The organism is Flavobacterium sp. Leaf82 (genome assembly GCF_001422725.1).
Taxonomy (GTDB): Bacteria; Bacteroidota; Bacteroidia; order Flavobacteriales; family Flavobacteriaceae; genus Flavobacterium.
Window position 1 is genome coordinate 97,409 of record NZ_LMMA01000004.1, and the last position, 17,044, is coordinate 114,452.

A 17,044-nucleotide genomic window follows, 5' to 3' on the forward strand; every position below is an offset into this window, starting at 1 on the left:
TCTTATGTTATTGAAGTGGCTTGCGTTCACGAGCGGGACGCTCGCGCCAGCAGGGGGCAAATATTACTTCTATAACTATAAAGCTATTTTACTCCAATTGTTTTGACAACTGGTTCTATAGTATTTTCCGATAAATTAATTCCAAATTTAATTTTACCTATAGCTTGAATTTTATTTATTCTTTTTTGTACTACATCAATATTTATTCTTTGTGGTTTCGGAAATTCTTGATTTGATAAAAAAGTTGCAATTCCATCATGTGAAAAATTTGATGCTAAATTTTCATCCAATGTTTGGACAATAATTCTGAGAATTTTTAACAAATCAATGGTTTCTTCTTCTTTAAATGTTAATACATCTAAACTTGTAAAATCAAGTTTTGTAATTGCTGCTGACCAGAAGGTGTTTAAATTATTTCCTGATTGGGTTATCAAATTTTTAAAATGCTCACTCACTTCATGGCCTAAATGTGTGAAATGATTTCTTCTTAACCTTATATATTTCAATGTTTGTATGATTTCTATTGGAACGACTGTACAGTTGGAAGAAATTAATGTTAATCTATACATTTCTTCTAATTGTCTATTGTCAGTTAATTGAAATGTTGCTGGATTTATAAGATTAAGCAATTCTAGACTATCTTTTATGTAATAGCTTACGACTTCATAACTAGTAGAAAGATACGCGCCAAAAGTAAATGTTTGGTTTAAATTTTGGAATGTCGGTAGATCTGAAATTTTCACATTTATTCTTGTAGACATTGAATTTTGTGCAAAAACATCTGGAGTAAATAAATTTCCAACCTTTGGTCCAAATTCTAAAAGTCGCTTATTTAGTTCATTTCTGTTGAATTGGAAAAAGCATAATTGGTCATTCAATGATGCTAGCCTGTCTATATATTTTCCGAGTAATATACTTTTCATAAAATATAATTTTAATTATTATTTCTTTAGTTTTCTTATTTATTTTAGTTAAATATCTACTCCAGATTAATTTCATGTCTAACCTTAAGCTGTTTTCTGCAACCAGAACATTTTCCACATGCGATATTTGAGATATGACAAGAGTGAGCAATACTTAACAATTCCAAAGGAACATTAAATTTACTAACCAATTCATGGCTGAAATATTCTAGAGTAGGGCATAATATTCGAATTTTTCCTTCTTGATAAGAAACTAGTTCATCAGATAATTTATAAAAATCTTTAGTTCCATCTTTATGGAAATTATCAGATTTCACAGAGGCTAAATAAATTTCAGAAATACCGTCTTTAATTGCTTGCATAGATGCCAATGTAATTAATAGCTGATTTCTGAATGGCCACCATTCTTCGGAAGGAGAAATACTTAAATTTTCGGAATTTGCTAAAGTTCCACTTCCTAAACTTTTACAATCAACACGGATTACTTTATGTTGAATTTTTAATTTTTGGCAGACAAAATCAGAAACATAAATTTCTCTCTCAGCAACTGTTTGACCGTAATCAATTGTGTAAGCAATATCAGGTTTAAGATCATAAGTTAAACATATTGAATCAATTCCACCAGATAATAAAATCGCTTTTTTTACAGATTCCATATTGTGTGATATATAGCAGTTGTTAGATGTTGATAAAAATTGATATTAGCTGGCTTAAGCATTAATAGTTTACTTTCTTCGCAAGTTCTATGATATCCAATTATTTTTTTTCCTTTAGCTAACGAATATCCAGACTCTATTAGTGTGCCTGAATCAAGGTTATCTAGAACAAAAAAAACTATATCAGATTTTTCGATACCTTCTAAATCTTTTTTTGCTATAATTGTATCTTCACCTAAACCAATATCATGAAATGGAGAGAAAACTTTAACTCCCAATGATAAAAAAGCGGAACGTATCTTGTCTATTAAGATTAGTTCAGAAATACAAAAAAAGGGAGATGCTAAATAAACTTGTCTTTCTGAAAATATTGGATTATTGAATTCCTTATAGTTAAAAAATTCCAAAATTGATGTGTCAATATACACCTTTTTGTCACAGTAAATAGCAGTCGATCTTGAAGCATATATAGCTGATTCTTCTAAAGATAAACCTTTTTCCATCCAATAAAAGCCAAAGCTAGATGTGAAAATATCACCAGAACCAATTTTGTTTACATTATTAGTAATGTAAGAAGGAATTTTTATTTCCTTATTGTTCAAATATAAAATTGCTCCAAAAGGTCCATTTTTAATAATAAACGCTTTCGCTTGTTCTGAATTAAAAAAGTAATTTTTAATTTCTTCAATATCTTCAGAAGAAGCAATTGATGATGCTTCATTTTTGTTAACAATATATATAAGTTCTTTTGCCTTGCCAAATTCACTAAATCTCTTTGGTTTTATAGGAGTTTGTGGATCGTAAACAACTTTGTTTCCAGATAATATAAAATCTGCTTCTAACATACCAAAAGCGATGAGATTTTCAGAACTTGCATTTAAATCCTCAGCTTTTGGTATAGTAAGTAAATGAGGAAATATAGTTGGTTGGTCAAGAGAAAAACTATATTTAAACGTTATTATTTCATCACATTCTTTACATTGAAAAGTAAATCCATCATAAACTTTTTTATTTTCTTTAAGATATCCAATTATGTCATTATTCCCCACAGTTTTAAAATCTACAGTGCACCCGTTTTCTAAAAGAAATTTTGTTGCTCGAAAACCGGAGCCATAAATTTCAATCGAAATATCATCATAATCGATTTCTCGATAAGTTCCACCAATAACTTTTATCATATTATTTTCTTGTTATTTGCACACGACATGCAGGTGAATTTATGATTAATATTTCTGCTATGTATAATGATCCATTTTTAATGCAGTCAATTATATCTGGGGTATTTAGATGAAGAATTGCTCCAAGTATTTCTCCATCTCCGTCTTCCAATAATAAAGATTCATTTTTCCCAAGCACAACATCTAAAATATCGGCTATTTTACGCTTCTCAAGTACTTTGATATTTACAGAAGAAACAGTAGTTATAATAATACTTGTATAACAATCAAATTTAGTTCTTTGTGGTGGTTGATATCCACCTCCTCCCGATCCACTCATAAGTTTTTTTTTAATTAATTTTATATCATTTTTTTTAATAGAATTTTCGTAATTAACAAACATCGCCTTTATTTCAAATTAACCACCAAGTAAAAACACCTGATTTTGTTTGAAATAATTTTTATTAAAAATAAACTCCTTCACTTCAACAATTTTACGGAAATCCATAAAAGCCAATTAAAAACCTGAAATACCTAGCCCTGATAGAAGTGAAAATCCTTTGTGAAGCTTTAGCGAAACAAAAGATTGTAACGTCCCGAGGATTCGGAAGCAGGAAAAAGCTCCAAAAAACAACCACAATTCCAACAAAAATCAGTCGTAAAAAACTCAAAACATCAATACTAGAATTTTAAACAAAAATTTCGTAATTTTGCACTCCAATAAAAGGAATTAGAAAATGTTAGATAGACTTCAAATAGTAAAACAACGTTTTGACGAGATTTCAGATTTGATTATCCAGCCGGATGTTATTTCTGATCAAAAACGTTATGTGCAATTGAATCAAGAGTACAAAAACCTGAAAGCATTGGCTGAAAAGCGCGATGAATATGTGCTTTTGATGGCTAATATAGATGAGGCAAACGAAATTATTGCTGACGGAAGTGATGCAGATATGACCGAAATGGCCAAAATGCAACTAGATGAAGCAAAAGACAGATTGCCGGAACTTGAGGAAGAAATCAAGTTTATGTTGATCCCTAAAGATCCTGAAGATGCTAAAAACGTTATGGTCGAGATTCGTGCCGGAACGGGTGGGGATGAAGCGAGTATTTTTGCAGGAGATTTATTTAGAATGTATACCAAGTATTGCGAAAATCAGGGTTGGAGAACTTCTGTAGTAGATATGAACGAAGGAACTTCAGGAGGTTTCAAAGAGGTAATTTTTGAAGTATCGGGAGAGGACGTTTACGGAACTTTGAAGTTTGAAGCTGGTGTACACCGTGTACAACGTGTTCCTCAGACAGAAACGCAAGGTCGTGTGCATACATCTGCAGCTACTGTAATGGTTTTACCGGAAGCAGAAGAGTTTGATGTACAAATTGATATGAATGATGTTCGTGTTGATTTTTTCTGTTCATCAGGACCTGGAGGACAATCTGTAAATACAACGAAATCTGCGGTACGTTTAACGCACATTCCTACGGGATTAGTGGCGCAATGTCAGGATCAGAAATCACAGCATAAAAATAAAGATAAAGCGTTGAACGTTTTACGTTCTCGTTTATACGAACAAGAATTGGCTAAAAAAGAAGCCGAAGATGCTACAAAGCGTACTTCTCAGGTTAGTTCTGGAGACAGATCTGCTAAGATTCGTACTTACAACTACGCACAAGGTCGTGTAACAGATCACAGAGTTGGTTTGACACTTTACGATTTAGGAAATATCATGAATGGTGACATTCAGAAAATCGTTGCCGAGCTTCAATTGGTAAATAATATGGAGAAATTGAAAGAAGCTTCGGAGGTATTCTAAAAATAGGTATAAAGGCACAGAGTTACAGAGGAGCAAAGGCTTCTGATATCTATAAAAAAAATCCTGTTTCGCAATTAGTGAAACAGGATTTTTTTATTTGTTCAGTTGAGATTAAATCTTATTTAGGCTTGCCAGCAAAATTCTTTGTTTCTTAACAAAAAGAAAAAGAGACTGTCTCATATATGAAACAGTCTCTTTTTTTGGTTCAGGCTATGTCTTATTTTAGGTTTGCAAAGAAACCTTTGCGCCTTTGTTACTTAGCACCTCAGAACCTTAGATATAGTGACGGATATTAACCCTTTAACCGTTTGTTTATAAAACGTATAAAGCAAGTTAGATACCTAGAAATACTCTCGAAAATTCGAAACATTTATATAGATTCGAGTAAACGTATACACCATTTTTTAATACTATTTCGCTTAACTTTTCCATAATACATAAATTTATGTTAGACAATTACTCTCTTGATGATTCTTTTTGTGATGATTCCTCATTTGAGGATTCATTATGATGTGGTTTTGAAACTAAATTAGTCACGACAAGTTGTAATAAAGAACCGGCAATGCCTTTGAACATATTGGTACTTTTACCTACTACAAATCTTTTAGCAAGATATCCAATTCCTATACTTAATGCAGATTGTGCTATATTGCTTTTAAAACCTACAGTTTCGTTAATTTCCTCAACTGTATTCCTGATTAGATTAAGAGGTTTTAAATTCTCTTTAATATCATCTATTTCGTCTTTTATAGCGCACCATTCTGCGTCCTGTCGGGCTTCTAATTGTTGAATCGTCTGATTTAATCCATCAATAGTATAAAGAGTTTCCATAACAATCTTTTTTAGTTATTAATTATTTAAATCAGTTTTAATATCTTTTTTAGTTTCTTTAAGTATACTGGAAATTATCATGTTTCCAATAGGTGTTTTAATGATCTTATGTTGCAGTGTATGCATTAGAACGGCAACTATAAGGTAAAAAAGCGCTACGATAAAAAATCCGTAATAATACTCCCCAAGTACTTTACCAAGCCATAAACTAATCCCTATATTCAGGAACAGGGTAAAAAATGCAACAACAGCCCCAACTGCTATTCTTGATGTTAGTGTCGATAAAACATCGGCTACAGCTGATACCGTTTTAAGCTTAAGTAATTCTAAACTTGTTTTGGTATAGTTTTCTGCTTTTTCATAAAGATTTAAGTCCTCGTTTGTTGTTGCATTTGATTCCATGATATAGGGTATTTATGGTTTAAAAATTTCACTTTTTAGTAGTTCGTTTTTACACTTTTTGCTTCGTCTTTGATAGAATTGAAGTCTTCTTTTGCTTGATTGAATTTTGCTTTTCCTTCTTCGATAATATCTTTACTGTTTGAAGTAATAGTACTTACGATACCATCAAATTTTGATTTTGCTTTATCTCCGTAATCTTTTGATTTATCTGAGATTTTTTTTCTTGTGTTTGACCCTTTGTCCGGTGCGAATAATACACCTAAAAATGCTCCTGCAGCTGCAGCTCCTAAAATTCCTAAAATTGTGTTACTTGCTTTCATAATATTTGATTTAGTGATTAATATAATTATTGTTAAAATGTTTGATTTTTAAACTTCTCGACCTTTAATAAGTCTGAATAGAATTGCGATAATGGCGATTACTAATAATATGTGGATGATACTTCCTAAGCTGTAAACAAAGAAGCCTAAAGCCCAAAGGATAACCAATATTACTGCGATTGTATATAATAAATTTGACATGGTTTTTATTATTAAGGGTTAATTAATTGTTTTTTTTCTAGTTTAACTTATACGAAACGTATAAAGTCAAATTGCTGTTTTTTGCATCTCCCAAAGTATTGAAAGAGTTTCCTAATGCATCAGTTCTGTCTTTACCAACTTTTGTAAGACCGTAGTTGTAACGTAAACCAACACTAATTGGATTAAAATCTACTCCAACACCAGCAGCGATACCGGCATCAAACTTGTTTAAATCGTCTGTGTCTACATCCTCTTCAAATTCAACATCTCCAGTTCCTTTTACTTTAGAATTTACTAAGTATGAAGCGTAACCACCGGCTTGAACGTTAAAGTTTTTAGTGATATTAACTCTTACTAATAAAGGAACTTCGATATAGTTTAATTTAAATTTTGCTTCTCCTGACGCAAAAGCGTTGTCATATTTTAATTCTGCACCTTTTGTAGTGTACAAAATCTCTGGTTGAATTGCTACAAAGTCTGAGATAGGCAATGTTGCATAAAGACCGGCGTTAAAACCGTATAAGATATTGTTGTCATCAGCATCTCCGTTATATAAGTTAGACATGTTGAATCCTCCCTTTACACCAAACTCCGTAGTTACATTAGTGTCCTGAGCGTGTAGCATTCCAAATGAAGCTGTTAAAAAAAGTGTTAAGGCGCATAAAAAATTTGATTGCATTTTCATAGTTAAATAATTTAGTTAATAAAATAATATATAGGCATTTAGTTAATCTCATTTTTGATCCTTTGCATTTCACGAAGGATTTGATATTGTTCAGGTAAATATTGCAGCACTAATTTTAATATTGTTTTGTCGTTTGTCTGTTTCGAAATCGATTCCAGCAATCCTATTTGCTCTTGTAAAGATTCTGTTATAGACTCCAGATATGTTTTATTAAAATCTGCGCTCGTTGCATCAATCAAATCGTATAAATCCCGTTTATGTGTTGCATTTATTTCAGTAATAATAATGAGCTTTTTATTGGCCATTTTTGATACTTCCTGCAACAATTGATTTTGATTGCTTTCTATTTTTTTACTCAACTCCTGTATCGTAAAATCTGAACTTTTTTGTTGTGCAATTTGACTTTTAGAAATAATTGATTTACTCACATTTGCTGTCGCAATAAAAAAAAAGGCTTCTATTTCTTCTTTCTCCGTTTTAGTAAAAGTTTCATTTTTTAGTGAATTTTCTATCGGATTATTTTTCTTGCATGATGACATGCAAATTATCATTATCAATAAAAAAATTAGTCTAAAATTTGTCGCTTTTAATTGTGACGCTGCTTTCATTATTAGTTCCTAAAGTATTACATTACAAAGATGCTAACGAAACAAACATTTTACTTTACAGCATAAAAAAGAAACTTTATATAATTCCCATAATCCAAATTTTTACACGTTTTATCCTTTATTTTCAGGTATTTATTATTTTAAAATTAGCGCATAAAAAAAACCATCAGCCGCAACTGATGGTTTCTTTTTATGTTTGGGTATAATTAAAGGGATTTTATTTTCTTACAGATTTAGTCTTAGTTTTTAGTCTCGGTTTGCAGTCTCAGTTTACAGTTTTCAGTCTCAGTATTCAGTCTCAGTATTCAGTCTCGGTTTACAGTCTCAGTTTCAGTCTCGGTTTACAGTCTCAGTTTGCAAGTCTCAGTTTCGGTTTTACTGTAAACTGCGACTGAATACTGAATACTATAAACTAGTCTACTCCGGCAGGAAAACGGTAAAAACAGAACCTTTACCAGGAATACTGTCGGCAATAATATGACCTTTATGATTGTCTACTATTTTTTTGCAAATTGCAAGACCAATTCCCGTTCCCGGATAATCTGTTTTTGAATGCAAACGCTGAAATAAAACAAATATCGTTTCCTTAAACTGAGGGTCAAATCCCATTCCGTTATCTGTAAAAGTAATTTTGTAGAACTTTTTTATATTAGGTTCTAATAAATCAGGAAAATCACTTGAATTTACTTTTTCGCTTTCAATCTTAATTTCAGGAACTGAATTTTGTCTTCCGTATTTTAAAGAATTACCAATAAGGTTTATAAAAAGCTGTTCGATTTGATAGGGAATAACCGCCAGTTTAGGCAATTTAGAAACCGTAATAACAGCCTTCTTTTCTTCTATGATTTCAGCCAACTCAGATTCTGCGTTTTCAAGCAGTTCGTTTAAGCTTAATTTTATAAATTCTTTTTTGGTAGTATTTGTTCTTGAGAATAAAAGTAAGTCGTCTATTAATACACGCATTCTTTTAGCCGAAACTTCGATTTTAGAAATGTAATCTTTTGCACTGTCAGATAAAACAGCTTTATCAGCATCTGAAACTCTCGAAATAAAAGTCTGGATTTTTCTTAATGGTTCCTGTAAATCGTGACTTGCAACATGATTGAAAGAAGCCAGTTCTTTATTGCTTTTTTCAAGTTCTCTATTACGCTCCTGAAGTTCTATGTTTAATAAATGCTCATCGGTAATATCAAAATTAATACCCAGTAAAATTTTACTTCCCTGTTGGTCTGTCAGCAGTTTTCCGGTAGATTTAAAATAGCGAATCTCATAATCCGGTCTTGTAATTTTATAGTAAACAAAAGGCAGTTGTTTTTTGTCGACAATACCTTCCATGGATTTTGCAACTTTTGCTTTATCATCAGAATGAACAAATTCCAGAAAAGTTTCTTTTTCAGGAACAAATGCATTTGGTTCAAAACCCAGTAAACGAAACTGATTGTCTGAGTAATCTATTTTATTAGAATCCAGGTCCCATTGCCAGGTGCTGAATTTACCAATACTTTCAGATTCAGCCATAAGACCGCTTGAAATTAGAAGTTTTTTATTGTAAATCTTCAAACGTTCAAAATCACGGCTAATTTGTCTGTATGCCAATAAAATAAAAGTTAAGGCAACCAGAAATAACGAAATAGAAAATAGTGGGCTTAAGGAGATTTCTGCGGCATAAATTTTAAGTCTTTTTGCCAGATAGTTTTTCTCGATGTCATTCATTTCATCAACCTGAAAACGAATGTTTTCCATCAGGATTCGGCCTCCAAACATATGATTGTCGAGTTTTCGTTTATCATATGTTTTTGGGTCGCTGTATTTTAGACAATTTTCAAAAGAAACAAACCGCTGGATAATTAGTTTGAATAACTTTTGAAGATTTTTTTGCTGTCTTGGATTATCGGCAGTCAACTTCTTTAAAGTAATAAAGGAAGTATTTACCTTATCACGCGAATAAATATAAGGAGTTAAAAATCGGGCATTACGAGTAATTATATAACCTCGTTGTCCGGTTTCGGCATCCTTAATCGCCGACATTAATCGCTCTAATTGAATGTTTATTTCATACGTATGCATTACCACTTTACTGGATTCGTCTAAATCCCTGTTGTGTTTGTAAGCAATAGAAGAAAGAAATAACAGAATGAAAACCGCGATTACAAATATAACTCTCAAAGAGTTTGAAGAATTAAAATTTGGGATCCATTTCATTGGTATGCATTATTATTTTAATCGTAGCAAGAAGTTATCACGGTTTAAACCTGAAGTATGATAATGCCAGTTTACTGTTACGACTTCATTTATTATTTTTTTAAGCGTATTAAAATCGCTTGGTTTTTTTATATAAATATTGGCTCCCTGAATAAAAGTATCTTCAATATCTTCTTCTGATGATGAAGTAGAGTAGATAGCAATAATAATATTTTTAAGATGTTCTGTTTTTTTAATTTCGATCAAACATTCTTTACCTGTTTTTTTAGGCATGTTCAAATCCAGGAACAAGATATCCGGCAATTTAGTTTCAGGATCCATTAAATGATCCATTAATTGCATTCCGTCATGAACAAAATCTACTTTAGTCTGAATTTTTATTTCTTCAAAAGCATCCTTAAAAAAAAGACGATCATCTTCATCATCATCAGCCAATAAAATGTATAATGCGTTTTTTTGCATTTTAGTATGGTATTTGGGTTTTTATTTTAAATTTTCTCTACGTTTCTTAATTATTCTCTGAAATGCTGACGGCGTAATTCCTGTCGTATTCTTAAACTGCGTACTCAAATGGGCAACACTAGAGTAGTTAAGTAAAAAAGCAATTTCGGTCAAACTCATTTCATTAATAATAATTAATTGTTTCGCTCTTTCAATTTTCTGTAAAATGATAAAATTCTCAATAGAAGAATATGTAACTTCTGAGAAAACATTTGACAAGTAGCCGTAACTGTGGTTTAATTTCTCAGCTAAAAACACAGAACTCTTATAATTATTGCTGTCTTCCATGAAAACAAGCTCAATTATAGCATCTTTTATTTTTTGTACTAATACACTTTTTTGGTTTTCGACAACCTCAAAGCCACACGGCAGCAAATTATTTTTTAAAGCTTCGAGCGCATCCGCATCAAGATTATCCGCAATTTCGATTTCACCAAATCCCAGAGTTGTAAAATTTACATTTTGTTGTTCCAGGTTTTGTTTCAAAAAAAGCGAGCAAATGGTGTTTATGTCGAACTTTATAAATAGTTTCATTTTATAGAAATTTGGTTAAAGATAATTAATTTATTTTTGGTTATAGAGTTTAATGCTTGTTAGCTATATAGAACATTAATGAATTTAAATAAAAGTCTCAAAAAAATACCGTCTAATATGTTTTACTAGACGGTATTTTTGATTGATTTAGAACATGTTACAAGTCAGCAATGATTTTGCGAACCTCGTCTTTTGTTTTTCCTAATTTTTGTTGAAGTTTTCCGTACATTTCGTCTTCTTTACCTTCATCATATAATAAATCGTCATCAGTTAAATCTGCATATTGTTGTTTCAATTTACCTTTTAACTCATTCCAGTTTCCTTTTATCTCTGTAGTATTCATGATATTATTTTTAAGTATTAATAGTCATGTAAAATTCTGAATTAAGGCTTAGGTTTGTGTTACATTTATTTCGCAAACCGTTTCATAATTCACATTTCACTATTAATTAAACCTGATAACGGCGTAAAACCCAAGCCATTTTTTCGTGCTGTTGCAATAAGCCTGTTACAAAATCTGCCGATCCTATATCATTGCTATCTTCTTCAAAAGCAGGGATATAATCTCTAAATTCTGTCACCAGTTGCTCGTGGTTTTCTAAAAGTTCCTCAAGCATGTGTTTTTGCGAAGCATATTCTTTTGGAGATTCCTTTAGAGTCGAATTATCGATAAACTCCTTCATTGTTCCAATTGTTTTTTCTCCAAGCTGACTAATACGTTCTGCAACTTCATCAATATTAGCTTCTAAAATTCGGTATTGGTCTTCAAACAATTTATGCAGTTCCATAAAACTATTTCCGGAAATGTTCCAGTGAAATTTTCTTGTTTTTACATACAAAGTCATTTCATTAGATAAGATTGTGGCTAATATAGTGGCACTTTTTTTTAGATTTTTTGGCGTTATTCCGATATGTGGGGTCATAATTGTTTGATTTATTGTTCGTTACCAAAAATATAAAAGTGGCTTTCCATTTTTCTTACATAATTTATTGTAGATGTTACATGAATTCAATGTTAGCGTAACATAATTCTGATTCTAAAAGTGTAGTTTTGCCCCCGAATTTATCTTAAAACCAAATATTAATGAAAAAAACTTTACTCAGTTTATTACTTATCGCAATTACATTTTCGGCCAAAGCCCAATCTTATATGGGATATACTCATGATAATTATGCAGGAGTTCAAAGTGTACTTTTTAATCCGGCTTCTATTGCCGATTCTCGTTTTAAAACCGATATTAATCTATTCTCGATCAGCGGTTCAGTAGGAAACGATTTATATGGTGTTAATGTTTTTGATACCTATAAAAAAGGATATGATTTTGACAGTCAGTCTATCATGACACCCAAAAACGCTAACAATGCTATCGTGAATTTTGATATCATGGGACCATCTTTTATGTTTAATATTGCTCCTAAACATACTATTGCTGTTTTTACAAGAGCAAGGTCTGTTACTAATCTTAGAAACATAAATGGTAGCCTTGTAGATCAGGTTAAAGAAGGTCTTGATAAAGCAAATGATTTTAACTTTAATGCAGGAAATGCAAATGGCGCGTCGAATACATGGGCAGAACTTGGACTTTCGTATGCAGCTGTTTTATACCAAAAAGACCAACATTTTCTTAAAGGAGGTTTAACGGCAAAATACCTGCAAGGTGGTGTAAACGGATATATTAAAGGAAATGATGTTAATGTTAAATACAACGAAAACACCATAAATCCGGATAAAGGAACACTAACCTCAAACGGACAAATTACTGTAGGAACAAGCCAGGATTTTGAAGAAAATGAAGATTATGAATTTGACTCAGCTTCAAGAGGATTTGGTTTTGATTTTGGATTAGTGTACGAATGGAGACCTGATTATGATCAATATGATTTAAGCAAGGCAAAACCAGCTGATAATAATTTTAGAGATTTAAATAAATACAAATTACGTTTTGGTTTATCGGTTACTGATATTGGATCAATCAATTACAAAAACTCAAGACAGGATGTTTATAATGTAAACGGAACTATTACTCAGGAAATGATCAATGATGCTGATAATTTCTATGATTTCCTTGATGAACATTATACAAAAACATCTTCGACAAAAGGAATGAAAACGAATTTACCTACGGCACTTCACGCTGATGTAGATTGGAATATGTACAGAAAATTCTATTTGAATCTTAACGGAGATATCAATATGGTTTCTGCAAACAAACTAAACGGTTACGGAATCGCTGATCGTGTAACATTGACGCCTCGTTACGAAACAAGATGGTTTAGTTTCTATGTGCCAATGACATACATGGAATATAGCGGAGTTCAGGTTGGTTCTGGATTAAGAGTTGGAGCTTTCTTTATTGGTTCTGGTTCTATCCTGACAAATTTAGTTTCGAAAGAATCAAAAGCAGCTGATTTTCATCTTGGGATAAAAATTCCGGTTTACGAAAAGAAATTCAAAGATACAGACGAAGACGGCGTTATCGATAAAGAAGATGCTTGTAGAAAAGTAGCTGGTCCGGCAGAAAACAAAGGTTGTCCATGGCCGGATACAGATAAAGACGGAGTTTTTGATAAAGATGACACTTGTCCTGATGTTGCGGGTCCTGTAGAAAATAAAGGATGTCCTTGGAAAGATTCTGACGGAGATACACTGTTAGATAATGTAGATGCTTGTCCTGCAATTGCTGGTCCGGTAGAAAACAAAGGTTGTCCATGGCCGGATACAGACGGAGACGGAGTTCTTGATAAAGACGATGCGTGCCCAACTGTTGCAGGTTTAGTAGAAAATAAAGGTTGTCCGGTTTTAGATGCTGACAAAGACGGAGTTCCGGATAATGTTGACGAATGTCCGCTAATTGCTGGTCCGGCAGAAAATAAAGGATGCCCTAAAGTAACTAAAGCAACTTTAGAAAAATTAAAAGTAGAAGCTAAATCTATCTTTTTCGTAACCGGAAAAGCAACATTAAGCGATGCTAAAAAAGGAGTAACTTCAGGAAGACTAGATGCTATTAAAGAAATCCTGAAAAATTATCCAAATGCTAAATTTGCAATCAACGGACATACAGATAATGTTGGAAATGCAAAAGCAAACCAAAAATTATCTGAAGCCAGAGCAAAAGTTGTTATGGATGCTTTAATCGCAAAAGGAATAAATCCTGAGAATTTATCTTCACAAGGATTTGGTTCTGCAAAACCGGTTGCAACTAATAAAACTGCTGCAGGAAGAGCAGAAAACAGAAGAACAGAAATTGTTTACTTAGGTAATTTATAAGCCTAAACAGAATATAAAACTAAAAAGCCATTCGTAATTGAATGGCTTTTTTTATTTTTGCGTACTTCTAAAAAAGAATTACTACCGATGTATTAGAAGAATTAAAAAATCACGAATGACAACACAACAACTACACGAACAAATCCTTTCGAAAAAATCATTTTTATGCGTTGGATTAGATCCCGATCTAACCAAAATTCCACCTCATTTATTAGAAACCGAAGATCCTATTTTCGAATTTAATAAAGCCATAATCGATGCGACACACGATCTTGCAGTAGGTTACAAGCCTAATACCGCTTTTTTTGAGGCATACGGAATAAAAGGATGGATGTCTTTGCAAAAAACGATCAACTATATCAACGAGAATTTCCCTGAGATTTTTACCATTGCAGATGCAAAACGCGGTGATATAGGCAATACTTCGAGCATGTATGCGAAAGCTTTTTTTGAAGATTTGAATTTTGATAGTGTAACCGTTGCGCCTTATATGGGAAAAGATTCGGTAGAACCGTTTTTAGCTTTCGAAAATAAACATACTATAATGTTAGCTTTGACTTCAAACGAAGGTGCTTTTGATTTTCAGACATTAACAACAAACGGAAAAGAATTATACAAACAAGTTCTGGAAACCTCTAAAACTTGGAAAAACAGCCATAATCTAATGTATGTGGTTGGTGCAACAAAAGCAGAATATTTTGCTGATATCAGAAAAATTGTTCCGGATAGTTTTTTATTAGTTCCTGGAATTGGCGCTCAGGGCGGAAGTCTGTCTGAAGTTTGCAAATACGGAATGAATGATAAAGTGGGTTTATTAGTAAACTCTGCAAGAGCAATTATCTATGCCTCAAAAGGAACTGATTTCGCAGAAAAGGCGAGGGAAGAAGCTTTGAAAGTACAACAGGAAATGGAAGAGATTCTGGCTAATAAATAAAGTTTACAGTCTCATTACTTTACTTTGAACATAGTTTTACCGCAAAGTTCGCTAAGTTTTTTCGCAAAGATTTTTTAATCGATATCTAATAAGTAGTCAAAGTTCACAAAATTTTACGAATAGCTTTGCGAAAACTTTGTGTCCTTTGCGAAAAAACTTAGCGAACTTTGCGGTAAAATCAGCACAAAGCTTAGCGAACTTTGCGAAAAAACTTTGCGCTCTTTGCGGTAAAATCAACACAATCAAACAACCTGAAACCTGAAACAAAAAAATGAAACAATTCTCAGATCAACTCGGCACTTTACATTCTTTTGAGACGACTCCTAAACGTATTATTTCGTTGGTGCCTTCTCAAACCGAATTGCTTTATGATCTGGGATTAGAAGATAAAATTATCGGAATCACTAAGTTTTGTGTACATCCGTATCATTTTAAATCAACTAAAAAAATGGTTGGCGGAACTAAGAAAATTCATTTTGAAAAAATAAAACTGCTTCAGCCGGATATTATCATTTGTAATAAAGAAGAAAACACACCAGAAATTGTCGAACAATTAAGTGTCATTTGTCCGGTTTGGGTAACGAATATTGTTACAATAGAAGATAATTTTCAGATGATTTCAGATTTTGGTCAGCTTTTTAATTGCAGAACCGAATCGCAAAAATGGAATAACAAATTGGCTTTCGCTTTAAGCGATTTCAAAAAATATATGGCAGATATTCCTGTAAAGAAAGCGGCATATTTTATCTGGAAAAATCCATTTATGGTCGCTGGAAATGATACTTATATAAATGAATTATTAAAATTAAATCATTTCTCGAATATCTACCAGGACAAAGGACGTTATCCCGAAGTCGAAATAAAAAAAATGCGTATCGAAGGCGATCCTGATATTGTCTTTCTTTCATCAGAACCTTATCCTTTTAAGGAAGAAGACGCTTTTGAAATAGGACGTTTTACGCATCACGCCAAAACGATCTTTGTTGACGGCGAAATGTTCTCCTGGCACGGGAGCAGATTACTTAAAGCATTTAGTTACTTTAAAATACTGCACGAACGATTAAAGGATTAATTAAAAGAACTTCTAAATTCTAAAGGCGAAAAATTGGTTTTACTTTTAAATAATTTATTAAACGATTGCGGATATTCAAAGCCCAATTGATAAGCCGTTTCACTAACACTTAATGAAGTAGTCGATAGTAATTCTTTTGCTTTTTCAATGATTTTATTATGAATGTGATGCTGTGTACTTTGTCCCGTTAAAGAACGAAGCATATCACTTAGATAATTAGCAGAAACGTTCAACTCATCCGAAATATATGCTACTGTAGGCAATCCGAATTGTTGCACTTTATCACCTTCAAAATAATCAGACAACAACGTTTCTAACTTAGTTAAAAGCGTATGATTGGCACTTTTTCTCGTTAGAAACTGTCGGTTATAAAACCTGTTACAATAATTAAGCAGCAATTCTATATGCGAAATCATTACATCCTGACTAAAAGCATCAATTGATGAAAGATATTCTTGTTCAATATTTTTCATGATTCCCGTAATCATAATTTCTTCTTTGTCAGAAAGATGCAGCGCTTCATTAACAGAGTAAGCAAAATAACCAAAATCTTTGATGTTTTTGGCTAAAGCATAATTCTGGATAAAATCAGGATGTATGACCAACATTGCACCATAAACTGCAGAATCAACAGAGACTTCTGTAGATATTACTTGTCCGGGCGACATAAAAGTCATGACACCTTCATCAAAGTCATAATAATTTTGTCCATATTTCATTTTTCCTGTAAAACCTTTCTTGATACAAACCGTATAAAAATCGTAGACAACACTTTTTAGATTGTCATCAAAATGGCACGTTATATTGCTTAAATCTACAAAACTTACTAACGGATGTTCCGGTTTTGGAATTTTTAATAAAGCATGTAATTCAGAAACAGAGTGAATGGTATAAGGAGTTTGGGCTTCTTTTTTCATGATAAAATATATAGAATAT

Annotated in this window: 20 protein-coding genes; 4 read left to right on the plus strand and 16 right to left on the minus strand. The window is 32.3% G+C overall.

Going from position 1 to position 17,044, the window contains the following annotated elements:
• Nucleotides 1-83: 83 nt before the first annotated feature.
• From ASF10_RS05285 to ASF10_RS05300, 4 genes are read right to left on the minus strand one after another with little or no spacing between them, the layout of a single operon-like run.
• Complete coding sequence (locus ASF10_RS05285; protein ID WP_131726508.1) at nucleotides 84-923, minus strand: hypothetical protein; 840 nt, start codon at nucleotides 921-923, stop codon at nucleotides 84-86.
• Nucleotides 924-979: 56 nt separating this feature from the next.
• A complete protein-coding gene (locus ASF10_RS05290) occupies nucleotides 980-1,579 on the minus strand; it encodes a 7-cyano-7-deazaguanine synthase (RefSeq protein ID WP_056246362.1) in 600 nt (199 codons plus the stop codon).
• Nucleotides 1,567-2,757, minus strand: coding sequence for a PfkB family carbohydrate kinase (locus tag ASF10_RS05295; RefSeq protein ID WP_056246366.1), 1,191 nt, complete (start codon nucleotides 2,755-2,757; stop codon nucleotides 1,567-1,569). The genes ASF10_RS05290 and ASF10_RS05295 overlap by 13 nt, the downstream gene beginning before the upstream one ends.
• A gap of 1 nt (nucleotide 2,758) precedes the next feature.
• A complete protein-coding gene (locus tag ASF10_RS05300) occupies nucleotides 2,759-3,139 on the minus strand; it encodes a hypothetical protein (protein WP_056246368.1) in 381 nt (126 codons plus the stop codon).
• Between the two features lie 334 nt (nucleotides 3,140-3,473).
• Here ASF10_RS05300 and prfA point away from each other — a divergent pair, with 334 nt between their 5' ends.
• On the plus strand, nucleotides 3,474-4,550 hold the full coding sequence (gene prfA / locus ASF10_RS05305; protein ID WP_056246371.1) for a peptide chain release factor 1: 1,077 nt from the start codon (nucleotides 3,474-3,476) through the stop codon (nucleotides 4,548-4,550).
• A 456-nt stretch (nucleotides 4,551-5,006) separates the two neighbouring features.
• Here prfA and ASF10_RS05310 read toward each other — a convergent pair whose 3' ends face one another.
• The 11 genes from ASF10_RS05310 to ASF10_RS05355 form a co-directional block, all read right to left on the minus strand.
• Nucleotides 5,007-5,381, minus strand: a complete 375-nt coding sequence (locus ASF10_RS05310; protein ID WP_056246374.1) for a hypothetical protein — start codon at nucleotides 5,379-5,381, stop codon at nucleotides 5,007-5,009.
• An 18-nt stretch (nucleotides 5,382-5,399) separates the two neighbouring features.
• On the minus strand, nucleotides 5,400-5,783 hold the full coding sequence (locus ASF10_RS05315; protein WP_056246377.1) for a hypothetical protein: 384 nt from the start codon (nucleotides 5,781-5,783) through the stop codon (nucleotides 5,400-5,402).
• Between the two features lie 35 nt (nucleotides 5,784-5,818).
• Entirely contained in the window at nucleotides 5,819-6,103 is a 285-nt protein-coding gene (locus ASF10_RS05320; protein ID WP_056246379.1) for a YtxH domain-containing protein, read from the minus strand.
• 48 nt (nucleotides 6,104-6,151) lie between these two features.
• A complete protein-coding gene (locus ASF10_RS24055) occupies nucleotides 6,152-6,304 on the minus strand; it encodes a lmo0937 family membrane protein (protein WP_109746162.1) in 153 nt (50 codons plus the stop codon).
• Nucleotides 6,305-6,341: 37 nt separating this feature from the next.
• A complete protein-coding gene (locus tag ASF10_RS05325; RefSeq protein WP_056246382.1) occupies nucleotides 6,342-6,989 on the minus strand; it encodes a porin family protein in 648 nt (215 codons plus the stop codon).
• A gap of 38 nt (nucleotides 6,990-7,027) precedes the next feature.
• The gene (locus ASF10_RS05330) at nucleotides 7,028-7,528 is read right to left on the minus strand and encodes a DUF4142 domain-containing protein (RefSeq protein WP_241774910.1); all 501 of its coding nucleotides are present in this window, start codon (nucleotides 7,526-7,528) and stop codon (nucleotides 7,028-7,030) included.
• 486 nt (nucleotides 7,529-8,014) lie between these two features.
• Nucleotides 8,015-9,799, minus strand: coding sequence for a CHASE3 domain-containing protein (locus tag ASF10_RS05335; RefSeq protein ID WP_056246387.1), 1,785 nt, complete (start codon nucleotides 9,797-9,799; stop codon nucleotides 8,015-8,017).
• A gap of 12 nt (nucleotides 9,800-9,811) precedes the next feature.
• Nucleotides 9,812-10,261, minus strand: coding sequence for a response regulator (locus tag ASF10_RS05340; protein ID WP_055098384.1), 450 nt, complete (start codon nucleotides 10,259-10,261; stop codon nucleotides 9,812-9,814).
• Nucleotides 10,262-10,282: 21 nt separating this feature from the next.
• Complete coding sequence (locus ASF10_RS05345; RefSeq protein ID WP_055098383.1) at nucleotides 10,283-10,834, minus strand: helix-turn-helix domain-containing protein; 552 nt, start codon at nucleotides 10,832-10,834, stop codon at nucleotides 10,283-10,285.
• Between the two features lie 157 nt (nucleotides 10,835-10,991).
• Nucleotides 10,992-11,177, minus strand: a complete 186-nt coding sequence (locus ASF10_RS05350; RefSeq protein ID WP_055098382.1) for a CsbD family protein — start codon at nucleotides 11,175-11,177, stop codon at nucleotides 10,992-10,994.
• Nucleotides 11,178-11,283: 106 nt separating this feature from the next.
• On the minus strand, nucleotides 11,284-11,757 hold the full coding sequence (locus tag ASF10_RS05355) for a Dps family protein (RefSeq protein WP_056246390.1): 474 nt from the start codon (nucleotides 11,755-11,757) through the stop codon (nucleotides 11,284-11,286).
• A gap of 161 nt (nucleotides 11,758-11,918) precedes the next feature.
• Between ASF10_RS05355 and ASF10_RS05360 the strand changes: the two genes are divergently transcribed.
• From ASF10_RS05360 to ASF10_RS05370, 3 genes are all read left to right on the plus strand, one after another.
• Nucleotides 11,919-14,102 carry a DUF5723 family protein gene (locus tag ASF10_RS05360; protein WP_056246392.1) on the plus strand — a complete coding sequence of 728 codons (2,184 nt, stop codon included), beginning with the start codon at nucleotides 11,919-11,921 and terminating at the stop codon, nucleotides 14,100-14,102.
• A gap of 115 nt (nucleotides 14,103-14,217) precedes the next feature.
• Nucleotides 14,218-15,036 carry an orotidine-5'-phosphate decarboxylase gene (gene pyrF, locus ASF10_RS05365; protein WP_056246395.1) on the plus strand — a complete coding sequence of 273 codons (819 nt, stop codon included), beginning with the start codon at nucleotides 14,218-14,220 and terminating at the stop codon, nucleotides 15,034-15,036.
• A gap of 271 nt (nucleotides 15,037-15,307) precedes the next feature.
• Nucleotides 15,308-16,108, plus strand: coding sequence for an ABC transporter substrate-binding protein (locus ASF10_RS05370; RefSeq protein ID WP_056246397.1), 801 nt, complete (start codon nucleotides 15,308-15,310; stop codon nucleotides 16,106-16,108).
• Here the strand turns inward: ASF10_RS05370 and ASF10_RS05375 are convergent.
• Nucleotides 16,105-17,025 (minus strand): helix-turn-helix domain-containing protein, encoded by a 921-nt coding sequence (locus ASF10_RS05375; RefSeq protein ID WP_056246400.1) that lies wholly within the window; start codon nucleotides 17,023-17,025, stop codon nucleotides 16,105-16,107. The two genes, ASF10_RS05370 and ASF10_RS05375, sit on opposite strands and share 4 nt — an antisense overlap.
• Between the last annotated feature and the right edge of the window lie 19 nt (nucleotides 17,026-17,044).